This window comes from Lentzea roselyniae, assembly GCF_039537795.1.
Lineage (GTDB): Bacteria > Actinomycetota > Actinomycetes > Mycobacteriales > Pseudonocardiaceae > Lentzea > Lentzea atacamensis.
Map to the genome: position 1 here is coordinate 23318 of NZ_BAABBE010000031.1, position 25408 is coordinate 48725.

At 69.5% G+C, this 25408-nt stretch carries 22 protein-coding genes; 13 read left to right on the plus strand and 9 right to left on the minus strand.

Features of this window, described 5'->3' with window-relative positions; translation table 11 throughout:
- The first annotated feature begins 20 nt into the window (after positions 1 to 20).
- Entirely contained in the window at positions 21 to 1352 is a 1332-nt protein-coding gene (locus ABFX45_RS37350) for a DUF2786 domain-containing protein (RefSeq protein WP_346135311.1), read from the plus strand.
- A gap of 7 nt (positions 1353 to 1359) precedes the next feature.
- Here the strand turns inward: ABFX45_RS37350 and ABFX45_RS37355 are convergent, their stop codons facing one another.
- The 4 genes from ABFX45_RS37355 to ABFX45_RS37370 are packed head-to-tail and all read right to left on the minus strand — an operon-like array spanning position 1360 to position 9165.
- Positions 1360 to 2523 carry a TIGR02679 family protein gene (locus ABFX45_RS37355; protein WP_346135313.1) on the minus strand — a complete coding sequence of 388 codons (1164 nt, stop codon included), beginning with the start codon at positions 2521 to 2523 and terminating at the stop codon, positions 1360 to 1362.
- Positions 2520 to 6464, minus strand: a complete 3945-nt coding sequence (locus tag ABFX45_RS37360) for a TIGR02680 family protein (protein ID WP_346135315.1) — start codon at positions 6462 to 6464, stop codon at positions 2520 to 2522. Before ABFX45_RS37360 ends, ABFX45_RS37355 begins: the two co-directional genes overlap by 4 nt.
- Positions 6465 to 6469: 5 nt before the next feature.
- The gene (locus tag ABFX45_RS37365) at positions 6470 to 7642 is read right to left on the minus strand and encodes a TIGR02678 family protein (RefSeq protein ID WP_346135317.1); all 1173 of its coding nucleotides are present in this window, start codon (positions 7640 to 7642) and stop codon (positions 6470 to 6472) included.
- On the minus strand, positions 7639 to 9165 hold the full coding sequence (locus ABFX45_RS37370) for a TIGR02677 family protein (protein ID WP_346135319.1): 1527 nt from the start codon (positions 9163 to 9165) through the stop codon (positions 7639 to 7641). The genes ABFX45_RS37365 and ABFX45_RS37370 overlap by 4 nt, the downstream gene beginning before the upstream one ends.
- Before the next feature lie 188 nt (positions 9166 to 9353).
- Here ABFX45_RS37370 and ABFX45_RS37375 point away from each other — a divergent pair, with 188 nt between their 5' ends.
- The 6 genes from ABFX45_RS37375 (at position 9354) to ABFX45_RS37400 (ending at position 16674) form a co-directional block, all read left to right on the plus strand.
- The gene (locus ABFX45_RS37375; protein ID WP_346135321.1) at positions 9354 to 9965 is read left to right on the plus strand and encodes a hypothetical protein; all 612 of its coding nucleotides are present in this window, start codon (positions 9354 to 9356) and stop codon (positions 9963 to 9965) included.
- 184 nt (positions 9966 to 10149) lie between these two features.
- Positions 10150 to 11400 (plus strand): purine-cytosine permease family protein, encoded by a 1251-nt coding sequence (locus ABFX45_RS37380; protein WP_233440263.1) that lies wholly within the window; start codon positions 10150 to 10152, stop codon positions 11398 to 11400.
- A gap of 15 nt (positions 11401 to 11415) precedes the next feature.
- A complete protein-coding gene (locus ABFX45_RS37385; protein WP_346135323.1) occupies positions 11416 to 12987 on the plus strand; it encodes a hydantoinase/oxoprolinase N-terminal domain-containing protein in 1572 nt (523 codons plus the stop codon).
- Positions 12980 to 14032 carry an S-methyl thiohydantoin desulfurase family protein gene (locus tag ABFX45_RS37390; protein ID WP_346135325.1) on the plus strand — a complete coding sequence of 351 codons (1053 nt, stop codon included), beginning with the start codon at positions 12980 to 12982 and terminating at the stop codon, positions 14030 to 14032. Before ABFX45_RS37385 ends, ABFX45_RS37390 begins: the two co-directional genes overlap by 8 nt.
- A 48-nt stretch (positions 14033 to 14080) precedes the next feature.
- Positions 14081 to 15142 carry an S-methyl thiohydantoin desulfurase family protein gene (locus ABFX45_RS37395; RefSeq protein WP_346135327.1) on the plus strand — a complete coding sequence of 354 codons (1062 nt, stop codon included), beginning with the start codon at positions 14081 to 14083 and terminating at the stop codon, positions 15140 to 15142.
- Positions 15139 to 16674 carry a helix-turn-helix domain-containing protein gene (locus tag ABFX45_RS37400; RefSeq protein WP_346135329.1) on the plus strand — a complete coding sequence of 512 codons (1536 nt, stop codon included), beginning with the start codon at positions 15139 to 15141 and terminating at the stop codon, positions 16672 to 16674. The genes ABFX45_RS37395 and ABFX45_RS37400 overlap by 4 nt, the downstream gene beginning before the upstream one ends.
- Here the strand turns inward: ABFX45_RS37400 and ABFX45_RS37405 are convergent, their stop codons facing one another.
- The 4 genes from ABFX45_RS37405 to ABFX45_RS37420 all read right to left on the minus strand — a co-directional run bounded on the left by ABFX45_RS37405 (position 16675) and on the right by ABFX45_RS37420 (position 19755).
- The gene (locus ABFX45_RS37405; RefSeq protein WP_346135330.1) at positions 16675 to 17493 is read right to left on the minus strand and encodes a sensor histidine kinase; all 819 of its coding nucleotides are present in this window, start codon (positions 17491 to 17493) and stop codon (positions 16675 to 16677) included.
- 124 nt (positions 17494 to 17617) lie between these two features.
- Positions 17618 to 18322, minus strand: a complete 705-nt coding sequence (locus tag ABFX45_RS37410; RefSeq protein ID WP_346135332.1) for a class I SAM-dependent methyltransferase — start codon at positions 18320 to 18322, stop codon at positions 17618 to 17620.
- Between the two features lie 34 nt (positions 18323 to 18356).
- A complete protein-coding gene (locus ABFX45_RS37415) occupies positions 18357 to 19313 on the minus strand; it encodes a hypothetical protein (protein ID WP_170166567.1) in 957 nt (318 codons plus the stop codon).
- 79 nt (positions 19314 to 19392) lie between these two features.
- Positions 19393 to 19755 (minus strand): nuclear transport factor 2 family protein, encoded by a 363-nt coding sequence (locus ABFX45_RS37420; RefSeq protein ID WP_170155353.1) that lies wholly within the window; start codon positions 19753 to 19755, stop codon positions 19393 to 19395.
- A 44-nt stretch (positions 19756 to 19799) separates the two neighbouring features.
- On the opposite strand from ABFX45_RS37420, the gene ABFX45_RS37425 reads away from it, so the two are divergent.
- The gene (locus ABFX45_RS37425) at positions 19800 to 20252 is read left to right on the plus strand and encodes a MarR family winged helix-turn-helix transcriptional regulator (RefSeq protein ID WP_346135334.1); all 453 of its coding nucleotides are present in this window, start codon (positions 19800 to 19802) and stop codon (positions 20250 to 20252) included.
- On the opposite strand, the gene ABFX45_RS37430 is transcribed toward ABFX45_RS37425, so the two are convergent.
- Positions 20249 to 21067, minus strand: coding sequence for a DUF4082 domain-containing protein (locus tag ABFX45_RS37430; protein WP_346135336.1), 819 nt, complete (start codon positions 21065 to 21067; stop codon positions 20249 to 20251). The genes ABFX45_RS37425 and ABFX45_RS37430 overlap by 4 nt on opposite strands.
- 76 nt (positions 21068 to 21143) lie before the next feature.
- Here ABFX45_RS37430 and ABFX45_RS37435 point away from each other — a divergent pair, with 76 nt between their 5' ends.
- The 5 genes from ABFX45_RS37435 (at position 21144) to ABFX45_RS37455 (ending at position 25403) form a co-directional block, all read left to right on the plus strand.
- Positions 21144 to 22385 carry an SLC13 family permease gene (locus tag ABFX45_RS37435; protein WP_109642127.1) on the plus strand — a complete coding sequence of 414 codons (1242 nt, stop codon included), beginning with the start codon at positions 21144 to 21146 and terminating at the stop codon, positions 22383 to 22385.
- A gap of 2 nt (positions 22386 to 22387) precedes the next feature.
- Entirely contained in the window at positions 22388 to 22819 is a 432-nt protein-coding gene (locus tag ABFX45_RS37440) for a universal stress protein (protein WP_346135339.1), read from the plus strand.
- 79 nt (positions 22820 to 22898) lie between these two features.
- Complete coding sequence (locus tag ABFX45_RS37445) at positions 22899 to 23897, plus strand: glycoside hydrolase family 113 protein (RefSeq protein WP_346135341.1); 999 nt, start codon at positions 22899 to 22901, stop codon at positions 23895 to 23897.
- Between the two features lie 77 nt (positions 23898 to 23974).
- Positions 23975 to 24490, plus strand: a complete 516-nt coding sequence (locus ABFX45_RS37450; protein ID WP_346135343.1) for a ribbon-helix-helix protein, CopG family — start codon at positions 23975 to 23977, stop codon at positions 24488 to 24490.
- Positions 24491 to 24560: 70 nt separating this feature from the next.
- The gene (locus ABFX45_RS37455) at positions 24561 to 25403 is read left to right on the plus strand and encodes a DUF4097 family beta strand repeat-containing protein (RefSeq protein ID WP_112228477.1); all 843 of its coding nucleotides are present in this window, start codon (positions 24561 to 24563) and stop codon (positions 25401 to 25403) included.
- Positions 25404 to 25408 lie beyond the last annotated feature (5 nt).

The following is a 25408-nucleotide window of genomic DNA, read 5'->3' on the forward strand; positions in this document are numbered from 1 at the left end:
ACTACCGCAGGAGGGCCGGGGTGGGCAAGCGCAACCGCGAGAAGCGGGCGGCGAAGAAGAAAGCCAGGGCGAATCGTGGCCCGACTGCACCCCGGCTGGACTTCGACGACCACGAGGAGCTGCGGACACTGCCTCCGACCGTGTCGCCGGAGATGGTGGCCGAGGCGTTGAAAGAGGCGGCCTTCGCCCGTGCGTTCGACACGGATTTCGTGGACAAATGCATGGCGGATCTCGCTGGTCGCAGGCCGGTCGCCAGTCCTCGTACGGTGGCCATCGGTGCCGGGATCTTGCTGGCCGCCGTGATCGACGCCGTCTGGCGGAAGGGCTGGATGCCGGTCGATGTCCGGGAGCACATCCGCCGGACCGCCGACGCCGTGGCGAGCAATCTGTTGATCGATGCGATCGCTGCGGACACCGCGAAACACTCTTCGTCCACTGTGGATGAGCGGTGGGCGGCTCAGGTGCGTGGACTCGACGCCAAGGTCTGGTGGGAGTCCGGTGTGCCACAGCTGTTGCAGTGGGTGGACCGGCACGGGACGGATCTCGAGCGTGCGCTGCGGACCACGATCTTGTTGGTCGACGAGTTGATGAAGCTGCCTGAGCTGCCGCTCATCGTTCCGAGGCCGGGGTCGGCGGCCGCGCGCTCGTCCTCGGCGGTGAGCGGTGTGGATCAGAAGGTGCTGGCGCGGGTGCGTGCCTTGCTGGCGAAGGCGGAGTCCACGCAGTTCCCCGACGAGGCGGAGAGCCTTTCGGCCAAGGCACAGGAACTGATGAACCGGCACGCCTTCGAACGTGCCGTCCTCGACGGTGAGGAACAGCGGAAGCAGACGGCGGCCTCGACCCGGTTGTGGCTTGACGCGCCGTATGTGGATGCCAAGTCCCACCTGGTCAGCGCGATCGCTGAGACGAACCGGTGCCGGGCGGTGTTCTACCCCCGCTTCGGGTTCGTCGCACTGGTCGGGGAGTCGATGGACCTGGAGATCACCGAGCTCCTGGCCACCTCGCTGCTGGTGCAGGCCACCCGCGCGATGGTCGCGGAAGGCAGTCACAGCACGCGGACCGGGGCGTCGCGGACTCGGTCGTTCCGGCAGTCGTTTCTGGTCGCGTATGCCAGGCGCATCGGCGAACGGCTCGAGGAGGCCGGTGCTCGGGCACACGATCCGGTCGAAGACGAGCTGCTGCTGCCGGTGCTGGCCGCGCGGTCCCAGGTGGTCGAGGAGACGTTCGAAAAGATGTTCAGCAATCTCACCCAGAGAGCGGTGACGGTCAGCAACGGCGCGGGGTGGGAGGCCGGCCGGGCGGCCGCCGATCGTGCGGACATCACCGTCGGACGGCAGGCCGTCGACGCCTGATCGCACGTCAGGCGAGGTCGGCCAGCAGCGTGTCGAGGACGTGTTCCTCCTCGATTCGGCGGCCGGACGCCGCCATCGCCGCGGCCAGGGCTGGGTCCCAGGCCGCCTCGACCTGGACGCCGGTGAGCGGGTGGCCCACGTCGCCTGCGGCTAGGTAGGCGTGGGTGTCGAAGTGCCACGGGGTGAAGGGGAAGCGGGCGTGCAGGACGTTCGCTATGCGGATACCTCCCCAGTCGAAGTCGCCGTGGTAGTGCAGGCGGGCGCCGGCTTTGGTCAGCAGGCGGAGCAGGTGTGTCACAGCGGCGCTGGGCTGGCCGCTGGTGCAGATGAGAGGTGGGCAGCGCGGGCCCGCATGGTCCGCGGCGGTGGCCAGTACGACTGGGTTTTCGCAGACGAACACGTCGATCGGGCTCAGGTTCGGGGGATCACGGACCAGTTGGCGGAGGGTCAGGTGGAGAGGCTGGCCTTGCCAGGCTTCCAGACCTGGGTGGCCTTTCAGGCCCAGCGTCAGGACTGTTGTGGACAGTTCGTCGCGCATCAGGCCCACGGAGGCCCACACTTCGCGGCGCCACTCGGCTCCGGTGCCGTCGGGGAGGCCGGTGAGGGCGCGGGCGGCGCGCAGGACCAGTGTCGCTAGTGGACGGTCGTCGTCCAGGGCGTGGGCGTCGCCGGTGATGCGGGCGGCGAAGCGGCCCAGAGGTTCGCCGGGGGACGGGAGGTTCGTCACGACCTCGTTCAGGGTGGCGAGCAGGTCGGTGGCCGCCTGTGGGGTCGTGGCGAGGCGTTTGAGGAGGCCTGTGTTCTTCCACGTGGTGGCGAGATCGGTCAGGCGGGGGTCGGTCAGCTCCGCGAACGCCTTGTCCCACAGCGGTTCCGGGTCCTCGCGGGGCGACAGAGGGCCCGTGAGTTCCAGGACGGCGGAAGCGAGACCCGCGGGGTGGGCACCGGAGGTGCGGAGAACGTGGTCCACGGCCGGCAGGGAGACAGACAGGGTGCGGCCTGGGCGCGGGGCGCGGCCCAGGAGGCGGTGGACGGCCTGGCGTTGTGCTTCGGTGGCCGCGGCGAGAATGACGGTGGTGTCGAGAGGTTCGTCGCGTTCCAGGCGTTTGCGGACGCGGGTCACGAGCCAGGCGAGGTCCTCGCCGCCGAGGAGACGGTGAAGTCTGGTCATTCGGCAGTCACCCGGACTCGGCGGTGGCCGTTCCACTCCCACGGGGTCACGAGCACGGCGGCGATGTCGTCCGTGCGGGACAATTGGGCAATCGCGAGGCCAGGAACTCCGGGGTAGCAGCCCCACTCCCGTTCGCTGGTCATGACGACATCGAGGTCGAAGGCGGCCAGCAGGCCCATGCACTTCGCGCGAGAGTCGTCGTCCACGCCGGCGAAGGCTTCGTCGAGGGTTACCAGCCGTGGTGCGTGAGGGTTTCCCGCTGAGGCGTAGTGGGCTGAGGCGGCGGCGAACAAGGGGACGCTGGCGGTCAGGACGCGTTCGCCGCCGGAGGCCGGGCCGATCGCCGTGCGCCATTGGCCGTTCTGATGGCGCTGAATCACGAACCTGTGCCACTTGCGGTAGTCGAGGGCCTCGGTCAGGTGCTCCAGCCACGTGCCCGCCGTGTTGCGGGAACGGACATTCGCGATCTCGGCCTGGAGGAACTCGCCGACGGCGGAGCGGTCGTCCTCGGACCATGCGTCGGAGGTTTGGCGCAGCAGGCGGTCGCGAGCGGCGGCGAGGCCGGTGGGAGCGTCTTGCGCCGGTTGCCATTGCAGGCGCAGACGCATGCCGGTGCTCGTGGGGCGGTCGGACAGTTCGGCGTTCATCCGCGCGACCTGGGTCTCGGCAGCGGAGATGAGTTCCTGCAGGGTGCTGGCCACCTCGTTGACGAGGTGGTTCTCCAGGATTTCGCGCTCCCTCTCGTCGAGGATGCGGCCGCGGTCGGCGACTTCCGCGCGCAACGCCTCGGCGAGTTCGGGGGTACCGGTGGTGCGGCCCTGGAACACCACGTCGACCACGATCCCGTCGTCGAGCAGACGGGCCGAGGCCGTGTTGCCGTGGCGGGACAACGTGTCCGTCAACGACTTCAGCTCGTCGTTGACGCGGCGCTGGACGCGTTCCCAGGTCTGGTCGTCGTCCGGCTGGTCGGTGAGGTCGCGGTCGATCTGCCGGGCGAGGCGGACGGTCGGGTCGGGAGCCCACGCTGCCGAGGGGTCGGGCACCGGGAGGTCGGGGAGCGCCACGCGGAGCAGCCCGGTCGTGGCGAAGCGGCGTAGCGCTTCTGTCGCTTCGGCGCGGTGCGCTGTCGCTTCTTCCAGCTGGGTGGCCAGTTCCTCGCGGCGGCCCTGTGCCTTGCCCTGGTTCGTCAGGGCGGTGGTCCGGCGGACGTCTGCGGTTTTCCTGGTGGCGGCGCACTGTTGTGCCTCGTCGGCTACCTCGACCAGCCTGCGCTGCAACTCCGCCACGGCGGCGCCGACGGTCGCCTGCAGTGTCTCGTGGCGTTCGGTGGCGGCTTCCGCCGTCATGGCGGCTTCGGCTGCCTGCTCCACACGGCCGGCGTGATCTTCCGCGGCTGTGGCGAGCTCCTCACGGGTGCGGTCGGCGTACCTGATCGCGTCGCGGTGGCGGCGGATCGCGGGCCACAGCGCGGCGATGGCGATCCGGTACCTGGCCAGGGCTTCCGATACCTCGCGGAGCTCGGGGCTCGATTGCGGCAGGCCCACCTCGGCGGCTTCCTCGGCGAGTCGCTGCCGCGCGGCTTCCCAGGTTTGTTCCGCTTCGGTGCGCCTGCCCCCGGCGTCGTGCAGCCGGACGGCCAACCTGCGTTGTTCCGCGGCGATCGCGTGCGATGTCGTGTGCGCGGCTCGCAACGCGGTGTCGTCCGGGCAGTTCGCGATCTCGGCGGCCAGTACGACGCGACGGTTGCGCAGTACTTCGAACTCTGCGGCGATGCCGGCGAGTTCTTCCTGTACCGCGGCGAGTTCCGCGCGTTTCGTGGTGAGGAGGGCCAGGCGGGCCGCTTCGCGGGCGCTGCGGCCGATGAAGGTTGCCGACTGCTTGCGCCAGGCGCCTTCCAGCACACCGATGCGAAATCGGCCAGTGGCGTCGATCCAGTTCGGACCGTTGCCCACACCAAGACCGATGGTGGCGAGGACGGCGTCGACCGGGGCTTCGGCGTGCAGGACGGACGTGAGGTTGACCGGCTGTGGCTTCGCTGCCCTCAGGAAGACGTCCTCGGTGTCCCGGGACAGCAGATCGCCGTCCTCGGTGACCCAGGCGTCCAGCAGCCCGGACGCCTCCAGCGCGGCTTCCAGGCCGGCCTGCTGGTCGGCGGTGAGGCGGTCAGCGAAGTCGATCAGTTGCCACAGCGGGGCGCCGGGGCGGCCCGTCCGGTCGGCGCCGCGGGTGTAGGGGACGGGCGGCACGCTGTCCTCGCCCGCCTCCAGCTTGGTGATCTCCGCGGTCAGGTCCGCGGCGCGGCGCGTGGCGGCGCTCTCCCGAGCGCGAAGCTCGGCTTCTTCCTGGGCCAGTGCCGTATTCGCCTGGTGCCCGGCGGCGTCCACGGCCGTTTTGGCCGGGTTCGGTCCGTCCAAGGTCTCCACCCACACCTGGAGCTCGGGAGGCACCTCGGCGTGAAGTTCGACCGCTGTCGCGAAGTGGCGTTGTGTCGCTGCGACGAGGCCACTGCCCTGCTGCTCGACCTCGGTGGCGGCATCGGCGTGACGTTCGGCGGTCTCCGCGGCTTCGGCGTTGAGCTCGTCCGCCCGGCCACGTGCTTCGCGCACCTTGGTGTGAGCCTGATCGGCGGCCGAGATCAAGGTCTCGACGTGGCGGACTGCTCGCTCCTGTCGTTCGGCGGCCTGTTCGGCTTCGGCTTGGCCGGACAGGACGGATTCGTCCAGGAGCGCCGCTCGGGCCGCGTCCGCAGCCGTTGTGCGAGAGCTTTCGAGGGCGTTGGCCGCGTCGGTCAGTGCTGATTCGGCCTCGGTCGCCAGCCTGGAGCGGTAGTCGACGGCGCGGGCACTCGCGGCGCTCTCGGTGGCCAGGCGCTCAGCCTCGCCGCTCAGCCGTCGCGCTTCCTGCGCCACTCGGGCCAGTTCGTTCGCGTCGCGCATCTCCGGGCTGGTGCGAAGAGCGTCCTCCCTCGCCCGCAGCCTGGCCGCGTGCTGGTCCAGTTCGGACAGTTCCCGATCGGCGGCCTCGAGATTCTCTGTCGCCTGGCGGTGCGACTCCTCCGCCGCGTTCAGCTCGCGGTTGACGTGCTCGTACCTCGACTGCGCGTTGCGGGGCTCCGCGGCGCGACGACGTGAGGCGACGCGGGCGTAGCGTTGGTAATGGCCGAGGAACGACTCCGCCGCGTCGCGGGCCTCGGTCATCGCGGCGAGGGCGTCGCGGTCCTCCTCCAGGCTGCGGAACGCCTCGGCGACATCTGCCACGATCGCCTGGTCGAGCGGCGGCAGCGCTTCGGTCAACGCGTTCGAGAGCGCCTTCTCATTGGGGCGCTTGGACAACTGCGGCGCACGGAGGTTGATCAGGAGATCAACGAGTGCGGCGTAGCGTTGCTCGCCCAGTCCGAACAGCGCCTCGTCGACCGCGCGCCGGTAGTCGCGGGTCTTGTCGTAGACCGTGCCGTGCTCGCCCAGCGCGTCGGCGAGGCGGTCGCGGGTGAGAGCTGTGCTGGTGGCGTCGACCAACGACAGCTCCATGCCGATCCGCTGAGACGTCACGAAGAACCAGTGGCGGGCGATGCCGCGGCCGGCGACCGCTTTCAGGCCGCAACCGATGGTGCGGTATTCCGTGCCGCCGTCGTCACAGTGCCTGCCGAACTCGAGCCACGTGTAACCCAGCCGCTCGGGATGTGGATGCGCTCCACCGAGCAGGAGGTTCCACTCCATCCGCTTCTTCGGGTCCGCGTCCGGCTCGACCCGGTGCGGTGCCAGCTCGCCGTCCATCAGGAAGGGCAGCATCAGCGCCAGCACCTTGGACTTGCCGGTGCCGTTGTTGCCGCGCAGCAACAGGCGGCCGTCGCGGAACCGGAACTCCTCCTGGTCGTAGTAGAAGAGGTCGACCAGTCCGGCGCGCAGGGGTTGCCAGCGGTCGCGGGAGGGAACGGGGAGCACTTGCGTCACCTCGTGGTGGTGATGGTCGGCTCGGCGAGGGCGTAGCGGGCGAGCGCCGGGCGTGCGCGGACCTCGTCGGGGGTGCGGTGGATCAGATGTAGTGCGGACAGCCGGTCGAGTGCCTGTTCGACGAGCTCGATCTCGGCGCCGGGCTCGGTGGCGTTGCGGCGCCAGTACGACCTGTGCTCGTTCGCCAGCATGCGCACACGGTCGTGCAGTACGCCCACCGCGACCGGCTCGTCGCATTGCGCGGCAAGGTATTCGGCGACCAGCAGCGTGACGTGGCCCTCGGTGCCGCTCTCCGGCATGCGCACGTCCGTGAGGTCGTCGACGGGGTCGATCATCGCGATGCCCTCCGCCCGCACCTCGGGGATCAGACCGGTGAGGTCCGCGACCTGCCTGGTGAGCGCGGCGCGCTGCCGGGTCAGGTAGGCGAGCTCCTCCTCGGTCAGCTCGTCGTAGTAGAGCACCGGCTCGTCCAGCAGCTGCCGCGTCAGCCGGTGGCGGATCGCCCGGTTGCGCAGGTCGTCGCTGTCCGGAACGACGTCCTCGGTCAGCGCGGCCAGATCCATTTCCTCCATTGTGGACGGGCCGCGTCTGGTGGCGAGCATCGTCGCCAGCACGCGGCGTTCCACGTCGTAGAGAACGTCGCCGGTGGCGCGTACGAACGCGTCCTCCTCGCCCGCGACCTTGCTCAGCACACCGAGCTCCAGCAACAGCCGGACCACCGCCACCAGATCGGCGCGTTCCTCCCTGCCGGTCAGCGTGAACTCGGTCGCGAGCCCGGGGTCGGCCGCGCCCATGACCACCTGCTCCGCGAGCCGGCCCAGCGTGATCTGGGCGTCGGCGCGTTCGAGCGATGCCAGTGCAAGGCACGTCAGCACGTACCGGCGGCGGGTGAACGGCAGCTTCGACCGGGTGTCCCTGGCCGGATGGCTGGGATCCCGAACGGCCGCGGCCACCTTCACCAGGCGGGCCACCTCGCTGTCGACGACGAGCCGCCAGCCGGTGTTCAGGTCGAACCACGCTCTCAGTTCGGTCTCGTGCTTGCGGACCAGCCGGTACTCGTCGGAATTCCTGCTCGCGCGCAACAACGGGCGGCGCAGCAGGGCACGGGCGGCCTTGCGCCGGTCGTCGACGTGCGAGGCGTTGAGCGCGTCCGAGAGCGAACTGGTCATGCGGATCGCTCCTCGGGCTCGGTGGCGGTCAGGTCCAGGATCTCGAGCACGTGGTCAGGGCCCTGGAAGTGGCCTTCCGGGGTGCGAATCTCCGCGGAGCCGGAGTCGAGCGCGGTCAGCCTGATCTCCAGCGTGCCGTCTGAGGTGGTCGTGGTGACTGTGCGCTGACCAGGGCGTCGGGCTGCGAGCGCGTCACCTAGCAAACCGAGGAACAAGGCGAACTCGGCGGGCTCGAGCAGACCGATCTCACTCAGCTTCATCGGGCGCCGGGTCAGCAGACGCCGGCGAGCCTGTTCGGTCTCCTCGGCTTGACGTGCAGCACGCTCGGCGAGCGCACGCCGTTGTTCGGAGCGGTCGACGATGCGGTTCGGCTTTCCCCGCCGTTCGTAGCTGCCCGTCTTGCGCAGTTGCGGGCTGATCAGCAACGGAGGCGCTTCGTGCCACGGCGTCTGCGCGGTGACGGGGTGCTCGTCGCGATCGGCGAGCGTGTCGGCGTCGACCGTGAGATGACGTGAAGACGACAGCCCGAACGCCGCTCGCCACAACCGGTGCATCGTCTGTTCGTCCGGAGCGTCGGCGAACCAGCGTGCCAGTGTGCGGAAGTCGGCCGAACGGTCGGATCTGCCCGCACGGCGCTCGTTCAACGCGGAGACCACCTGGAGCAACGCGGGAATCGCCGCTCGTGCTCGTGCTCTGAGCAGCTTGGCCTGGCTCGGGTGCTGGTGCTCGCTCACGAACCACTGGCGCAGCCCGGTCCAGCGATCACGCCACAGCGCGATGTTCCGCGTGAACTCGGCCTCTCGCGGATCGTCCGCACCAGGAGCGGCGTCCTCGGCTTCACGTGCGGCGGCCATCGCGAGCAGCCGATCCACGTCCGTTCCGTCCAGTCGTCCCACCAGCGTCGCGATTTCCGCACCCGTGGTCACCAGGTCCTTGATGAACCGTTCGAGGTAGTCGATCAGCTGGTCCTTGTAGGCGCGAAACGCGTCCACATCCACGTCGTGCAGGTCGATCGAGCGCTGCAGCGACCCCATGAACGCCTGTGCGTTGTCCGCGAGGTCGGAGAACCGGCTGACCAGCCCGCGCAGCAGGAGGTGGACCTTGGCCGGGTCTGGTGTGGGCTGTGCTGCCAGCTCCAGCAGCGCGCGCAGCTGGGTCACGATGTCCGCGAGCGCGACGGCCTGCAGTGCGCCTCGTCTGCCCAGCGCCTCGTCGAAGGCGGCGAGCGCGTGTTCGGCGGCCTCTCCTTCGGAAGTGAGCTGGTACAGGAACCGGGCGCGGTGGAAGTCCTCGACGGTGGTGACGCGGCTGGTGTCCGGGTCTGCCCGGAGGTTGCCCCAGTCCTTCAGCCTGCCCAGCGCGTCCGCGACCGCACCGAGGTCGGCGTTCAGCTCTTCCTGCACGTCTTCAGGCCGCAGGTGCACCACGAACCGCCGTTTGGCGCGCACGAAGGCACCCATCACGGCGCGGTACAGGTCAGCGTTCGGCGTCGTCAGGTGCGCGAACGGCTGGTAGTCGGGCATGTTGGCCAGTCTGCCATCGGGGTCTGACAGTTTCGGTGCCGAACGGTCAGAGATCCCTGATGGGAAGGAAGCGCCGGAGCAGGGGTGTGACCTCGATGGGGTGATCCGCGCGGTGGCGTGGATCAAGGACGGGGTTGTGTTGCGCCGATCGGACTAGCCTGCCGCGCGTGCGGACGAGGCTGACCCCCATGCAGCAGGCGGTGGTGGACGCCGGGCGTCCGTTGCCGCAGCTCACCGATCCGCTCGAGGTCGAGTTGCAGGTCAGTGCGTTTGTGGGGCCTTTTGCCGACAACGAGGAGTTGTGGGAGGTCGTCGTCCGGCACCTGCAAAAGGTGCCGAGCCGTCGTAGTGCGGCGCTCTTGACGGCGCTGGGGCATCTGTTGCCCGGCAGGCCAGGAGAGTGGGCGAAGGAAGCCGCGCGGGAGCAGCAGACGCCGCCTTGGGACATGAAGGCGCTCGCCTTTGGCGAGTGCTGGATCGGTGATCGGTCTATCGACGCCGGATATCTGGCACTGCTGTGCAGTTATGCGTACGGGGATGAGCCGCACGCGATGGTTTTCATGATCGACGAAATCAGCGGGGGGCTCACGCGGCACGCGTTTCTGACTCGTCACGTCGACGAAGCGCTTGAGCAGCTCAAGCAGCAGGTGCGGTTGGAGTCGATCACCGCCGAGGCGGCGCACTGGCTGCTCAGCCGCAGCTACGACCGGTTTGAGCGGCGGCCTGGGCTGGGGCTTGGCCTCGACGTGCACCAAACGAGGCTGGTGGCTAGGAGGCGGATCAAACTGGCCATGAATTGAGCGGCCTGTGCGAATCGCAAGGTGTTGATTCGCCCGACTGTGCACATTGTCTGTAGCCCGATCGTGACTCGGTCATTACTGTCCGAGTTGTCGATCACAGGGCGGAGGGACGATCGTGGCCGCTCTTCTCGGGCGTGATGATCAGGCCCTCAGCCGTGTCCCTGACCAGGCGCGGCACCCTTGGTTGTCAGTCGCGACCCAGCGCTTCGGGCAGACGACCGCGCTGAGCCAGTTGCTGCTGGGCGCGACGCTCGGCTTCGGCATGACGTTCTGGGACGCGTTTCTGGCGCTCACGATCGGGGCGGTGCTGCTCAACGTCATCGCGGTGGCGGTGGGCGTGATCGGGCAGCGGGAAGGGTTGTCGACGGCGATCCTCACGCGCTGGACCGGGTTCGGGCACGCGGGAAGTGCGATGCTCGGGCTCATCATCGCGTTGTCCTGCACCGGGTGGTTCGGGGTGCAGACCGGGCTCGCGGGGGTGGCGCTCGCCGACGTCAGCGGGGTGTTGCCGGCGCCGGTGTGGTCGCTCGTCTTCGGCATCGTCGTCACGGTCATCGCTGCCTATGGGGTGCGGTGGATGGCGTGGACCGCGTACGTGGCGGTGCCGGCGTTTCTGCTGCTGCTCCTGTGGCTTGTGCTGACGAACGTCAACGACATCGGGGCCACCCTCAGCAGCCCGGCGCCAGGGCCGTCCATCGGCATGATGACCGCGGTGACTCTGGTGACCGGCAGCTTCATCGTCGGTGCGGCCATCGCGCCGGACATGACTCGCTTCAACCGCAACGAGTGGGACGTCGTCAAGCAGACGGTTGTGGGCATCACGGCCGGTGAGTGGGTCATCAGCTTGGCCGGGGTGGTCATCGCGCACGGGCTCGGCACCACCGACATCATGGGCGTCGTCAGCTCGTCCAGCGGGTGGATCGGGGCGCTGGTGGTCGTCACCGCCGTGCTGAAGATCAACGACTGGAACCTGTACTCGGCCTCGCTCGGGCTCGTGAACTTCTTCGACGCCGTGTTCGCGGTGCGGGTCAGCAGGGCTCAGGTGACCGTCATGGTCGGGTGCGCCGGGAGTTTCCTCGCCGCGGCGGGCATCGTGCACCAGTTCAGCCACTTCCTGGTGTTGCTCGGGGTGGTGTTCCCGCCCGTCACCGGGATCATGCTCGCCGAGTACTACGTCGTGCGGCGGTGGCGGAACGAGATCATCTCCACGCGGCCGCTCGTGCCCAGGTCAGCGCCCTCGTGGGTGCCGGCCACCGTGGTCATCTGGCCGGCCGCCGCCGTGCTCGGCGAGCTGTCGCCGTTCGGGCAGTCCAGTGTGAACTCGCTCGTGCTCGCGTTCGCCCTCTACGTCTCAGCAGGCAGGCTCGACCTGTTGCGGATGAGGACGCGGCGGGCCACCAACCGTAAGGTGGTCGGGGAAGCGTCGGCCGCCTGAGGGGTGGTTTCGTTCATGCACATCGGTATCGACGTCGGCGGCACGAACACCGATGCCGTCCTCGTCGAGGGACGGCGTGTGCTCGCCGAGTGCAAGACCACGACGACGGCCGACGTGACGACCGGGATCATCAAGGCCGTCAGCGGGCTTCAGGCCGGGCACTCCTTCGATCCGGCCGCCATCAGCGCGGTCATGATCGGCACGACGCACTTCGTCAACGCCGTCGTCGAGGGCAGGGGACTGGCTCAGACGGCGGCCGTGCGGCTCGGACTTCCCGCCACCAAAGCACTTCCGCCGTTCGTCGACTGGCCGCAGCGGCTGCGTCAGGTCATCGGCGGGCACTCCTACCTCTGCCACGGCGGCCACGAGTACGACGGACGAGTCATCTCGCCGCTCGACGAGGACGAGCTGCGCGGCGTGGCCAGGGACATCGCGGCGAAGGGCGTGCGGTCGGTCGCCATCTCCTCGGTGTTCTCGTTGGTCAACGGCGACTTCGAGCGCCAGGCGGCGGAGATCCTGACGGCAGAGGTGCCGGACCTGTTCGTCAGCTTCTCGCACGAGATCGGGCGGCTCGGCCTGCTGGAGCGGGAGAACGCCACGATCATCAACGCCGCGCTGCGCGAGCTCGCCGAGCAGATCGCCGACGGGCTCACGGAATCGCTGACGGCACAGGGCATCGCGGCTCCGCTGTACCTGAGCCAGAACGACGGCACGCTGATGGACCTGGAGTACGCGCGCTGCTACCCGGTCGCCACGTTCTCCTCCGGACCGACGAACTCCATGCGCGGCGGGGCTTTCCTGTCCGGACTGGACGACTGCGCGGTGATCGACGTCGGCGGCACGACGACCGACGTCGGCATGCTCACCAACGGTTTCCCGCGCGAGGCGTCGTCCGAGGTCCTGATCAGCGGGGTGCGCACGAACTTCCGCATGCCCGACGTGCTGTCGGTCGGCCTCGGCGGTGGCAGCGTCGTGCGCGAGACGCCCAACGGTCTCGAGGTCGGGCCGGACAGCGTCGGGTTCCGGTTGGGCGAGCAGGCTTTGGTGTTCGGCGGCGACACGCTCACCGCCACGGACATCGCGGTCGCGGCGGGCCTCGCCGACATCGGAGACGCGGCGCTCGTCAAGAACCTCGACCGCACGCTGGTCAGCTCGGTGCTCGACCACGTCTGCGACCAGATCGCCACCCACGTCGACCGCATGCGGACGTGCCCGGCGCCGTTGCCCGTCGTGCTGGTCGGTGGTGGCAGCGTGCTGGTGCCGGACGAGATCGAGGGCGTCAAGGACATGATCCGGCCGGAGCACCACGCGTTCGCCAACGCCATCGGCGCCGCGATCGCGCAGGTCGGCGGTGAGGTCGACCGGGTCTTCACGATCGAACAGAACCGGCGTGACGAGGTGCTCGACGCCGCCCGTCAGGAGGCGGTGGACAAGGCTGTCGCGGCGGGCGCGAAGGCCGGCAGCGTGCGGATCGTCGAGGTCGAGGAGATCCCGCTGGCGTACCTGCCGGGCAACGCGAGCCGGGTGCGGGCGAGAGCCGTGGGCGACCTGGTGCTGGAGGAGGCCCCGAGGAGGGGCCGTGCGTGAGATCGGCGCCGAGGAGCTGAGGCACATCGCCCGCGGCGCCGCGATTCTCGGCACGGGCGGTGGTGACCCGTACATCGGCAGGCTCGTCGCGGAGCAGGCCGTGCTGGAGTGCGGGCCGGTGCTCGTCGCCGAGTTGCGCGAGGTACCGGACGACGCGCTGGTCGCGGGCATCGGCATGATCGGCGCACCGACGGTGATGATCGAGAAGCTGCCCGCCGGTGAAGAAGCGGTCACGGCTTTCCTCATGCTGCAACGGGAACTCGGCCGCCCGATCACGCACGTGCTGCCGATCGAGGTCGGCGGGATGAACTCGCTCGCGCCGTTCTCCGTGGCCGCGTCGCTCGGCCTGCCGGTGCTCGACGCGGACTGCATGGGGCGCGCGTTTCCGATGGTGCAGATGGTCGTGTGCACTCTGGACGGTGTGCTGGCCAAGCCGCTGGTGGTCGCCGACGAGAAGGGCAACGCGATCGTCGTCGACGTCAGCGACAACCACTGGGCGGAACGGCTCGCGCGCTCGGCCACGATCCGCATGGGCTGCACCGCGTTGCTGAGCAGCTTTCCCATGTCCGGCAGGCAGGCCCGCGACATCACGATCCCCGGCACGCTCACGCTGGCGTCGCGGCTCGGGCGGCTGGTGGAGGAGGCCCGCCGGGAGCGCGTGGAACCGTGCCAGGCCATCGCGTCGTTCCTCGGCGGCCGGGTGTTGTTCGCGGGCAAGGTCGTCGACGTCATGCGCGCGAGGGATCCCAGGTTCGCCAAGGGGGAGGCGCGGCTGGAGGGAGACGGGACGAGCTGCCTGCTCGCGTTCCAGAACGAGCACCTCGTCGCGTCGCGGGACGGTGAGATCGTCGCCTCCGTGCCGGACCTGATCTGCGTGCTGGACGCCGAAGGTGAACCCGTGCCGGCCGAACGGTTGCGGTACGGGCAGCGGGTCACGGTCGTCGGCGCGCCGTGCCACCCGCGCTGGCGCACACCGGAGGGCCTCGCCCTGGTCGGGCCGTCGGCGTTCGGCTATTCGCACGAGTACGTGCCGATCGGTGTGTAGCAGGCCGATCCTTCTCGCCCGGCCGGTCCCGGCACTACTGTCTCGCGCATGCACCTGCTCCAGCCCGACGAGGTCGACCAGCTCGCCCTGGGTGTGGTCGTGCTCGGCAGCGGCGGTGGAGGTGGCGAGCACGAGACCCACGCCTTCGCGGCCATGCTCCGGCACGAAATGCGACAAAGTGGTCCAGTTACGGTGCTTTCGCCAGAAGAGGCCGACCCGGACGGACACGGCGCGCGGGTCGGGCTGATCGGCGCGCCGACCGTGATGATCGAGAAGCTGCCGTCCGGCCAGGAGGCGGAGGAAGCGCTGAAGGCGTTGCAGGCGCACGACTCCACGCCTGTGACCGCTGTCATCGGGTGGGAGGTCGGCGGGTGCAACGGGCTGCTGCCGCTGATCCTCGCGGCACGGCTCGGGCTGCCGTACGTCGACGTGGACGGGATGGGGAGAGCGTTCCCACGCGTCGACCAGACGACCTACGACGCGGCCGGGCTGCCCACCACCCCGCTGGCCATCACCGAACCAGGCGGAAACCGTGCGGTCCTCGACGCGACGGCCATCGAGAAGCTCGCCCGCACGGTGATGGTCGACTTCGGCGGCTGGGCGATGATGGTCGCGAAGCCGTTGAAACTCGCGGACGCCCTCAAAGCAGGCATTCCGGGCTCGCTCTCGCGGGCGCTGGAGCTGGGTGAGATCTGGTCCCGGCGCACGGTCTCGGTCGACGAACGGGCGAAGGCCTCCGGCGGCTTCCGCGTGACGCGGGGGAAAGTCGCTGAAGTCTGGCGGGAGTCCGTTGGGGACTTTCCTCGCGGTACGGTGGCGCTGCGGCGGCTGGACACCGACGATGCGTACGTGCGGCTGGAGATGCAGGGGGAGTACCTCGTCGCGCTCGCGGACGGCGAGCCGCTCGTGACGACGCCCGATCTGCTGTGCTGCTTCGACGCCGAGTCCGGCAAGCCCGTGTCGACGGAGCGGCTGACGTACGGCGCCGTCGTGGATGTGGTAGCGCTCCCATCGCCCGCTCAGTGGGTGCGCCAGGAGATGCTCGGCCGCGTCGACCCGCGCGCGTTCGGCTACGACCTCGACTACGTGCCGTTCCGGGACGTTCCGTGATCGACGACGCCGACTCGCTGACCGTGCGCGATCTGCTGGAGATCGGCGTGCTCGGCGACGCGTGCCTGCTGGCGGGCGAGCGCGGCGTCGACACCGAGATCGCCGACGTGCGGCTGGCGGCGGACATGACGGCCGTCGAGGCGTGCTCGGCGGGCGACCTGGTGATCCTGACCGGGTACCAGCCGTACCTCGTCGAGGTGGCGCTGCGCCGGGCCTACAGCGCCGACGTGCGGGCCGTCGTGCTCGTGCGCTCGTCGACCGGTTCCTACCAGTCTCCCTCCACCGCGACGATCTCCTTCGCCAACCGGCTGGGCGTGCCGCTGCTGCAGACCAAGGCCGACGACCCACTGCTGGTCGCCGACTCGGCGCGCACCGCCGTACGCCGTCCAGAGGTGGCCGCGGCACGTCTGCTCAACGCCGTCACCGCGCGCCTGGGCCGCAGCAATCCGGATCCGCGCTCGGTGATCACGATCCTGTCCGGCGAGCTGCACGTGACGTGCGCGGTGATGAGCGCCGACGGCACGGCGATCAAGGGCGTCTCCCCGCCGGGCCTGCCGCAGGACCTGCTGGCCGGCTCCGTCGCCACGACCGTCGAGATGCCGGAGGGCGTCGCGGTGGCCGTGCCGGTGGAGACGGACCGGACCGGCCACGTCCACCTGTGGCTGGTCGCGCACACCCGCGGCCGCAACAAGCGCTGGGCCGAGACCGTCCAGCAGATCAGCCAGGTCGCCTCCTGGGCGCTGGGCAACTGGGTGGCCGCCGAACGCCTCGAGACCGAACGCCGTGCCCGTTCCCGCGGCTCGCTGCTGGCCGAGCTGCTCGCCGCGGGCGACGACGTGCCGCCGCAACTGGTGCAGCAGGCCGTTCTCGCGGGATGGCGCCTCGACGGCTGGCACACGGGCGTCTACGCGATGCCGAACCCGCCGTCACCGAACTGCTTCGACGCCGCCCACACCGAACGCCTGCGCGTCGAGCTGTCCCGGCGCGGCCTGCACGGGCAGCTCGTCGAAGGCGCGGAGGGCTGGTCGTTCTGGCTCACCAACGACGCGGAGCCGCCGCAGTCGCAGCACCGTGAGCTGACGGCGAGGCTCGCCCAGGCGCTGGGTCCCGGCAACCTCGTCGCCGGCGTCGGCCGTCCGCATCCCGGCTCTTCCGGTGTCGGCAGGACGCTGGCAGAGGCGCGCGAGGCGGCGGCGATGACCGGGTCCGCGAAGGTCGTGCACATCGACGAGCTCGGCGTACGGCGGCTGCTGTCGATGGCCGCGGAGACGCCGGCGCTGGTGGAGCAGGCGACCCGGCTGCTGGAGCCGCTCGCCGGGGTGGAGGACGGGCAGCTGCTGCGGACGCTCGCCGTGTACCTGGACGAGGAGTCGGTGACGTCCTCGGCGGCCGTGCGGCTCAAGGTGCACCGGAACACGGTGGCGCAGCGGATCAACCGGGCGGAACAGCTCCTCGGCGTCAGTCTGCTGAACCCGGACGAGCGACTGGCCGTTCATCTCGCCTGCCGAGCCGTGCGCGCGTCCGACGAGTGATCACGTCGGCACGAACGCCGGCAGGACCGCGTCCACCTGGAAGCCGCCGTCGTCCGTCGGCCCCGCGGTGAGGGTGCCGCCGACCATCTCCACGCGACCGCGCAGACCCAGCAGACCGGAACCGGAGCGCGACAGCGCTGTGTCCGGTGTGGACGACGGGGCGGTGTTGCGGATGACGGCACGGACGGTGCTCGGTCCACAGTGGATGGTGATCTCGGTGTGCGCGCCGGGCGCGTGCTTGTGCACGTTGGTCAGCGACTCCTGGACCACCCGGTACATCGTGCGGCGCACGGCGGGGGAGACGATGTCGGCGTCACCGTGCTCGGTCAGGGTGACCTCGAGGCCGGTGGCGGCGGAGTCGGCCACCAGGTTGGCCAGGCGGTCGGGCAGCACGTCGGGGATGCGGGCGGTGCGGCCGGAGCGGAGCACACCGACCATGTCGCGCATTTCCGCCAACGCCTGACGGCCCGCGGTGCGGAGCTCTTCCGCGGCCGCGCGCGCGTTCTCGTCCTTGGCCGCCACTCGCAACGCACCGGCGTGCAGCACCATCAGGTTCAGGCGGTGCGTTACGACGTCGTGCAGCTCGGCGGCGAGCCTCGTGCGCTCGTCGGCGCGGGCCTGTTCGGCCGCGAGCTCGCGTTCGCGTTCGGCGAGGGCTCGCGTCAGCCTGCGCCGGGTCGCCAGGTGGAGGCCGGCCAGTCCGGCGACCGCGAGCAGGCACAGGCCGAGGAAAGCGATTACCACCTCGGGCGGGGTGAAGCCGCGCGAGACCTCTGGTGCTGCCGCGAGCACCAGTGCGAGGTCTTCTGCCCGCTTCACGTGGGTGACGATACTGCCGGGTAGGTGCCGCAGAGCACCTACTGGAGCAGGGCGTGGTCCCTACTTTCGCAGGTGGCGTTCCACCGCTTTTCCGCCTGCCGGACACGTGCGTCCGCTGGGAGCGTCAGTCCTTTCTGAACAACGCCGTCCAGAGGAACGACTTTCCGAACACGGGCGACGAGGCGGGCTCCTCGCGCATCCGGCGCAGCTCGACCTCCGTGAGGTCCTGGAAGATCCACCGCAGGTCGTCGGGGTGGTACCCGACGCCGCCGTTCAGACCGGACTGCCGGTACAGCTCGGCGTCCGGCGTGGCCGTGCCCTCGTCGGCGGTGAAGCAGGTCAACGCGAAGTGCCCGCCGGGCTTGAGGGCCCGTTCCAGCAACGCGAGATAGCTGATCCGGCGGTGCGGTGGCAGGTGGTGGAAGCAGCCGGAGTCGTAGATCAGGTCGTACGAGCCCTCGGTGGCGAACGCGTCGCCCTGACGGAACCGGATGCCCAGGCCCTCGCCGCGCTCCGACGCCCACGCGATGGCGGTGGCGGACAGGTCCACAGCGTCGACCTGGAACCCGTTGCGCGCCAGGAAGACCGCGTTGCGGCCAGGTCCGCAGCCCACGTCGAGCGCCCCGCCCGGCCTGATCAGCCCGCGGTCCAGGTAGCCGGCCAGGTTCTCGTCCGGTTTGGCCACGAAGAACGGGACCTCGCGGTCACGGTTCTCGTAGAAGGCGTCCCACCAGTCGCCCGCCCGCTCGGTCCAGCGGTCGGCCTCAGGGGCGAAGAGACCGTCTAGCAGAGCGAGGACGTCGTCGACCGATCTGATGTGCCGTTGCACGTGAACCCCCAGGTAGATCGGCCTCCAGTCTACTTCAGAGGCCACCTTCGCTCAGGCGTTTGCGGTAGCCGCGAGCGCCCTCGGAACCGACGTTCTCGTGGAAGTCGATGCCCGCCGGGTTGGTCTGCACGTGGTAGTAGCAGGCGCCCCACAGGCTGGTGGCCACCGAGTCGTCGAAGTGGATCAGGTTCCCGTACTTGTAGCCCTTCTGGTACGGGGTGAGGCGGGTGGTCCTGATCGAGTACTCGGTCGCGATCACCGGCTTGCCCGGCCACTTCGAGGCGCACCGCGACAGCGTCTCGGCGTAGGTGAGCTCGTTCCAGTCGCCCTGGCGCGTGAAGCTGCCGTCGTCGGGGTTGCTGTAGAAGTGCACCCCCACGAAGTCGCACTTCTTGACGGCGTCGACGAAGTTCGGGTTGCCGTACCACGTGTCGGGGTTCGTGCCCTTGTTCGGTGAGAGCGCCGTACCGCAGATCTTGGCTCCCGGGAACGTCTCCCGGATGCGGTCGATCGTGACGCTGAGGTTGTAGCCGTAGACCCACGGGTCGGTCACCCGGATGTTCGGCTCGTTGCCCAGCTCGATGATGCACTTGTCCGCGCCGGAGCGGATCCTCTTGTACTCGAAGAAGCGCGAGTCGCGGATCTCGGCGACCGCCCGGTTCGGGTCGATCACGTTGTCGGTGTCACCGGTGACCGTGCGGACGATGAGGAAGTTCGTCGCACCGGCGGCGGTCCAGACGTGGTCGGGGTAGTTCGCCCACGGGCCGGGCCCCGGCACGCCCCAGCCGGTGACGACCTTGGCGAGGTTGGCCGCCTGGTTGTTGATCGCGTCGATCCACGTCTGGTAGCCGTCGGTGAGCAACGGGCCGTGCGCCCGGTAGTGCGGTGCCGCCGAGGCCTGGCCCGGCAACGACGCCATGCCCGCCGCCGCGATGGCGCCCGCCGCCAGCTTGCCCATCGCACGGCGGCTGTACTGCTTCTCGCCGGTCATCGGCGGTCTCCCTTCGTCGAGGAACGACGACAGGCAACAGCGCCGGGGTATGAGGGCCGGTATGCGAGCGGTATGTGGCTCAGAACGGCTCGTAGCAGTCGAACGTCTCGATGGAGCTGATCAGTCCGTCACGCGTCTCGACGAACTGCGCGATGTGGGCGACGAGCTGGTTACCCGTCCGCAGCACGCCGGTCCAGGTCAGCCGGACGATCGTGGTGTCGCCGGAGCTCAGGGTCGAATGCACGTCGTACTTCTGGCTGGACAACAGCTCCACGCCCGCCGCGGAGGCCGTGAGCATCTTGTCCAGGGGTGTTCGCGCGCCGGTCGGCCTGATCAGGTTGGGATGCTCGACCGTCACGGCGTCGGCGGTGAAGAACCGGCGCAGCTCCTCACCGGACTGTCCGGCCTCGAGCGCTCGGTGCAGTGCGTGGATGGTGTCCATGTCCACAACCATAGTTGTACAACCTTGGTTGTCAATGTCAGGATGTGACCGTGGACCTGATGCGGCTCGACCTCGCGACCCTCGCCCATCTGGCGGGCAGCTCCGCGAACGACGCGGTCCTGGCGCGGCTGCACGAGATCGGGCACACCGGTGTCCGCGTCTCGCACGGGTACGTGATCCAGCACCTGATCGAGGGTGCGCCGACGGTCTCCGAACTGGGGGAGCTGCTCGGCGTCACCCAGCAGGCCGCCTCGAAGCAGCTGCTCGAACTGGAACGCCTCGGCTACGTCGAACGCGTGCCGGACCCAGCGGACAGCAGGGTGCGCCGCGCCCGGCTCACCGGCCGGGGCCGGCGGCTGGTCGAGGACAGCCGCCGGCTTCGGCGTGAGCTGGACGTGCCCGGTGACGAGGTGGCGAAGCGAGCCCTGATCCGGCTGCTCGACGCGACCGGGGGTACCGAGAAGGTGTTGAAGCGCCGGGTGGTTCCCGGCGACTAGGGCTGGAAGATCGGCATCAGCCAGTAGTTGCTGGAGTTCCACGTGTCCGTGGGGAATCCGCCGCCGTAGCGGTACACGCCGGCGTTCACGGGCGTGCGGAACGGCGTCTGCACGAGGTTGCCCGTGAAGTAGTTTTCCGTTGAGACGTAACCACCTGACGGCGTGTAATAGGAGACGACGTACTCGTTGCCCGGCGCGACAGGAACCGGCGTGTTGAACGTGACCCGTTGTCCGTACACGGCGCCCGGGACCGCTTGTTCGGCCAGCAGCGTGCCGTTGGAAGACCACACCCGTGCGGTCACTGGGCCGGTGTAGTTGCCGTGCCGCAGATGCACGCCGACCAGTGATCCGGGGCGGTCCACGGTGATGCGGAGGCCGAGTTCGACGGCCTGGTCGTCGATGTCCTTCACGACCGGCTGCTGGGTGCGCGGGAGCATGAGGAAGGTCTCGCCGGGCAGCGGTGGCAGCGTCGTGCCACTGACGTGGATCGTGCGCAAGGACTGGACCGGGCCGACGGTCGACGCGGTGTGGGCGCGGGCCTTGATCGTCAGCGGGCCCGGAGTGGTCGGCGTGATCACGAGCGACCAGTAGGACTGCGTGTCGATGGACGTCCAGGTGGCGCCGTCGTCCGTGGTGACGTCGACCTGGATGACGCCTCCCGCTTCGCCGTTGTAGGCGTCGCCGATGACGAGCAGCGGTTCGTTCAGCGGAACGGAAACCCCCTCGCTCGGGGAGGAGAGGGTGGCTCGAGGGTTGTCGGCTGCGAACGCCGGGGTGGGAGAGAGCAGGACAAGTGCCAGCAGCAGTACTGCCAATCGCCTCATGTTCGGCAAGTCGTTGCCGATGCAACCTCAGTTACGGTGATCCACCGAACGGGCTTAACGTTGGGCCGTGCTGGCGCTTTCGATCTTGCTCCTGGTGGCCGTGCTGGTCTGTGCGGTAGTGCGACCGTGGGGCTGGCCCGAGGCGGCCGTGGCGGTGCCGGCGGCTGTCCTCGTCGCGGTGGTCGGCGCGTTGCCCGTCGACCACGTGGTGGACGAGGCGGTGCGGCTCGGGCCGGTGATCGGGTTCCTGGCCGCGATCCTGGTGCTGGCGCAGCTGTGCGACGACGAAGGGCTCTTCCACGCGTGCGGCACCTGGATGGCGCGCGCCTCCCGCGGGCGGCCGCGCACGTTGCTGGGCGGCGTGTTCGTCACGGCGTCGGTGATCACGGCGGTGCTCAGCCTGGACGCGACCGTCGTGCTGCTGACGCCGGTGGTGTTCGCGACTGCGGCGCAGCTCGGTGTGCGGCCGAAGCCGCACGTGTACGCGTGCACGCACCTGTCGAACAGCGCGTCGCTGCTGCTGCCGGTGTCGAACCTGACGAACCTGCTGGCGTTCGCGTCGAGCGGGCTGAGCTTCACGCGGTTCGCGGCGCTGATGGCGTTGCCGTGGGTGGTCGCCATCGCCATCGAATACGTGGTGTTCCGGCGGTTCTTCCGCACCGATCTCGACGCGCCGGTGCATCCGTCGGACACCGCTCCCGCACGTGAGCTGCCGGTCTTCGCGCTCGTCACGGTCGGGCTGACGCTGGCCGGATTCGTGGTGGCCTCGGCCACCGGGATCGACCCGGCGTGGGCTGCCTGCGCGGGTGCGGTGGCGATGGCGGTGCGTGCGCTGGCCCGGCGCCGCACGTCGCTGACCAAGGTGGTGCAAGCCGTTTCGCTGCCGTTCCTCGCCTTCGTGCTCGGGCTGGGCATCGTGGTGCGGGCGGTGGTCGACAACGGTCTCGACGACGTTCTGCGGCTCGTCATCCCGAGCGGCGACGGGCTGGTGGCGTTGCTCGGGGTGGCCGCGGTCGCCGCCGTGCTGGCCAACGTGATCAACAACCTGCCCGCGGTGCTCGTGCTGCTGCCGCTGGTCGTGCCGTTCGGTTCCGGCGCGGTGCTGGCGGTGCTGCTCGGCGTGAACCTCGGACCGAACCTGACCTACGCCGGCTCGCTGGCCACGTTGCTGTGGCGGCGGATCGTGCACGACCACGACACCGAGGTGAACCTGCCGGAATTCACCAGGTTGGGCCTGCTCGCCGTGCCTGCCACCCTGGCCGGTTCGGTCGTGGCACTGTGGGCGTCCCTGCACGTGATCGGAGGATGACCATGACGGTGGTCGTGTGGATCGCCGACGACACCTGGCAGTCCTGCGTCGACGCGGCGCGTGAGCACGGCTCCGACTTCCTGCTGCTGCACGTCAGCGACCACGACGTGCCAGGTGCCGCCCACGGCGCGTTCGCCGGGCTCTTCGGCCGCACCCCGTCGCGCGACCCCGGCAGCCGGCTGGACCACCTGGCCGCCGACCACGCCGCCAAGTTGCTGGAGGCGGCCGCCGCCCGTCTCGGCTCGCCGTGTGCGACGTCCGCGCGCGTGGGGCGGGTGGAACACGAAGTCGTTGCCGCGGCTGAGGGTGCCTCGCTGCTCGTGCTGTGCCGGGATGGCGACATCAGCCACGCCGGACCGCGCAGCCTCGGCCCGGCGACCCGGTTCGTCGTCGATCACGCGACCTGTCCGGTGTTGCTGGTCTGGCCCACCTGAAACTTGCGCATAAGCAAACTTGCGTGCGCGCACTTTTGCCTTCTAGTCTCGAAACACCGAGAGTGGAAGGGGACTGTCCATGCGTGCCAAGGGCATTGCGTACGACACCGGTTTCGTCCGGCACGGTGAGATCTCCGTGGAGAAGTTCGATCCCGGCGTGATCAGGAGTGATCTGACGGTCATCAGGGACGACCTGCACTGCAACGCGGTTCAGCTCGTCGGCGGCTCACCGGAACGGCTGGAGGAGGCGGCGCGGATCGCGGCCTCGCTGGGGCTGGAGGTCTGGTTCTCGCCGTACCCGCTGGAGCTGTCGCCGCCCAAGATCCTGGAGTTGTTCATCGACTGTGCGCGCAGGGCCGAGCGGATCCGGGGCGAGGGCGCCGAGGTCGTGTTCGTCGCAGGCGTCGAGCTGAGCATCATGAACGACGGGTTCCTGCCCGGCGGCGACGTGATGGACCGGGTGAACCGGCTGTTCGGCCAGGCTGACGGGCGGGCGGAACGGCTGCAGGAGGCGAGCTCCCGGCTCGGCGAGTTCCTGGCAGGGGCGGTGAGTGCGATTCGCGCGGAGTTCGGCGGGAAGATCACCTACGCCTGCATCCCGTTCGAGCGGATCGACTGGGGTCTGTTCGACATCAGCTCGTTCGAGCTGATCCGGTCGGCCGAGGTCGCCGACCGGTACGCCGCGAGCATCCGAAGCCTCGTGGCGCAGGGAAAACCGGTGGCGATCACCGGGTTCGGCACAGCTGCCTGGCGTGGCTCCGGTGCCGTCGCGCCGCGCAGCATGGAGATCGTCGAGCACGACGAGGCGGGGCTGCCGGTGCGGGTGAAGGACGGGTACGTCCGGGACGAGGGCGAGCAGGCCGCGTATCTGCGTGAGCTGCTGGAGATCTTCGAGGCCGAGGGGGTGGACGGCGCGTTCGTGTACATGTTCGCACTCGGCAACTACCCGCACCGGCCGGACGAGCCGAGCTGTGACCTCGACCTGGCGAGCCCCGGGATCGTGAAGGTCTACGACGATCTGCGCTGGGAGCCCAAGGCGGCGTTCGGTGCCGTCGCCGAGGTGTACGCAACTCTCTGACCTGTTGTGAGCCAAAGTGATGCCAAGCTGAGCCAGAATTGCTTGTCCGTGGTGCCACGGTGTGCCATAGTGATGCCATGGATCTGACCCCCTACGTGGCTTCGCTCGGTCGCGAGCTGCTGACCGCCGTCGAGACCGGCGGTGAGGAAGCGAGCGCACTGGTCGAGAGGCTGACCGTGTCGATGGAGTCGGCGATCCGGCTGGCGCTGCTCGAGGCGCTGTCCGCCGCCGCCGACGAGATCACCGCGGACCTGGCGCCGGACTCGGTGCAGGTGCTGCTGCGGGGCAGGGACCCCAGGTTCGTCGTGACTCGGCGGCCGGTGGAGCAGCCGGCCGCCGTCACGCCGGAGCCCGTCGCGGCACCTGCCGAGGACGTGGCGGCCGGCTTCGAGGACGGCGCCACCGTGCGCATCAACGTCCGTCTGCCCGAACAGCTCAAGACCGCGATCGACGAGGCCGCCGCCAAGGAGGGCCGCTCGGTCAACGCGTGGCTGGTCCGTGCCGCGTCGGCCCAGCTGGCGCCGAAGCGCGACGCCGCTGCCGAAACGCCGGGGGTGCCTGCCTCGCAGCGTTTCGTCGGCTGGGTCCGCTAGTTCCAGCCCGTTCACTTCGCCCCGCCTGACCTGCGGGGATGTTCTTCCGGCACCTTCTGAGGGGACAGCCATGCCCAAATACGAGACGCCAGAACCGATTTCCGTCCTGCTCGACTTCTACGCGGGTTACGTCCAGATCAATGCGAGCGACCGCGCCGACACCACGGTCGACGTACGGCCCTCCGACCCGTCGGACAGCTCTGACGTCGAGGCCGCGCAGAAGACCCGCGTCGACTGCACCGACGGCACGTTGATGGTGCGCGGGCCGAAGCGCACCTTCGACTTCTCCAAGAAGACCAGGTCCATCGACGTGGTGATCGAGCTCCCCATCGGGTCCAAAGTGGACATCGACGTCACGGCGGGTGGCGTCACCACCACCGGTGTGCTGGGCCAGCTCGAGGTCGACATGTCGGTGGGGAACGTCCACGTGGACCGGACCGGCCCGCTGAAGGTGGACACGGGTGTCGGCCAGGTCAGCGTCGGCGCGGTCACGGGCAACGCCGAGGTCAAGACCGGCAGCGGAAGCATCCGCGTCGGCACGGTCGCCGGTTCGCTGACCGTCAAGAACTCCAACGGCAGCAGCGAGATCGGCACGGTCGAGGGTGAGCTGCGGGTGCGCGCGGCCAACGGCGACATCACCGCCGAACACGTCGGTGCGCTGGTGGACGCCAAGACCGCCCTGGGATCCATCACCGTCGGCGAGGTCGTGCGCGACACCGCCACGCTCAACTCCGGGATGGGCAGCCTCGAGATCGGGATCGCCCAGGGCACCGCCGCGTGGCTCGACGTCAAGACCGGGTTCGGCCGCGTGCACAGCTCGCTGGAAGGCAGCGACGGGCCTGGCAACTCCGCGGAGACCGTCAAGGTCACCGCCCACACGACCTTCGGCGACATCACCGTCCGCCGTGCCTGAGGGGA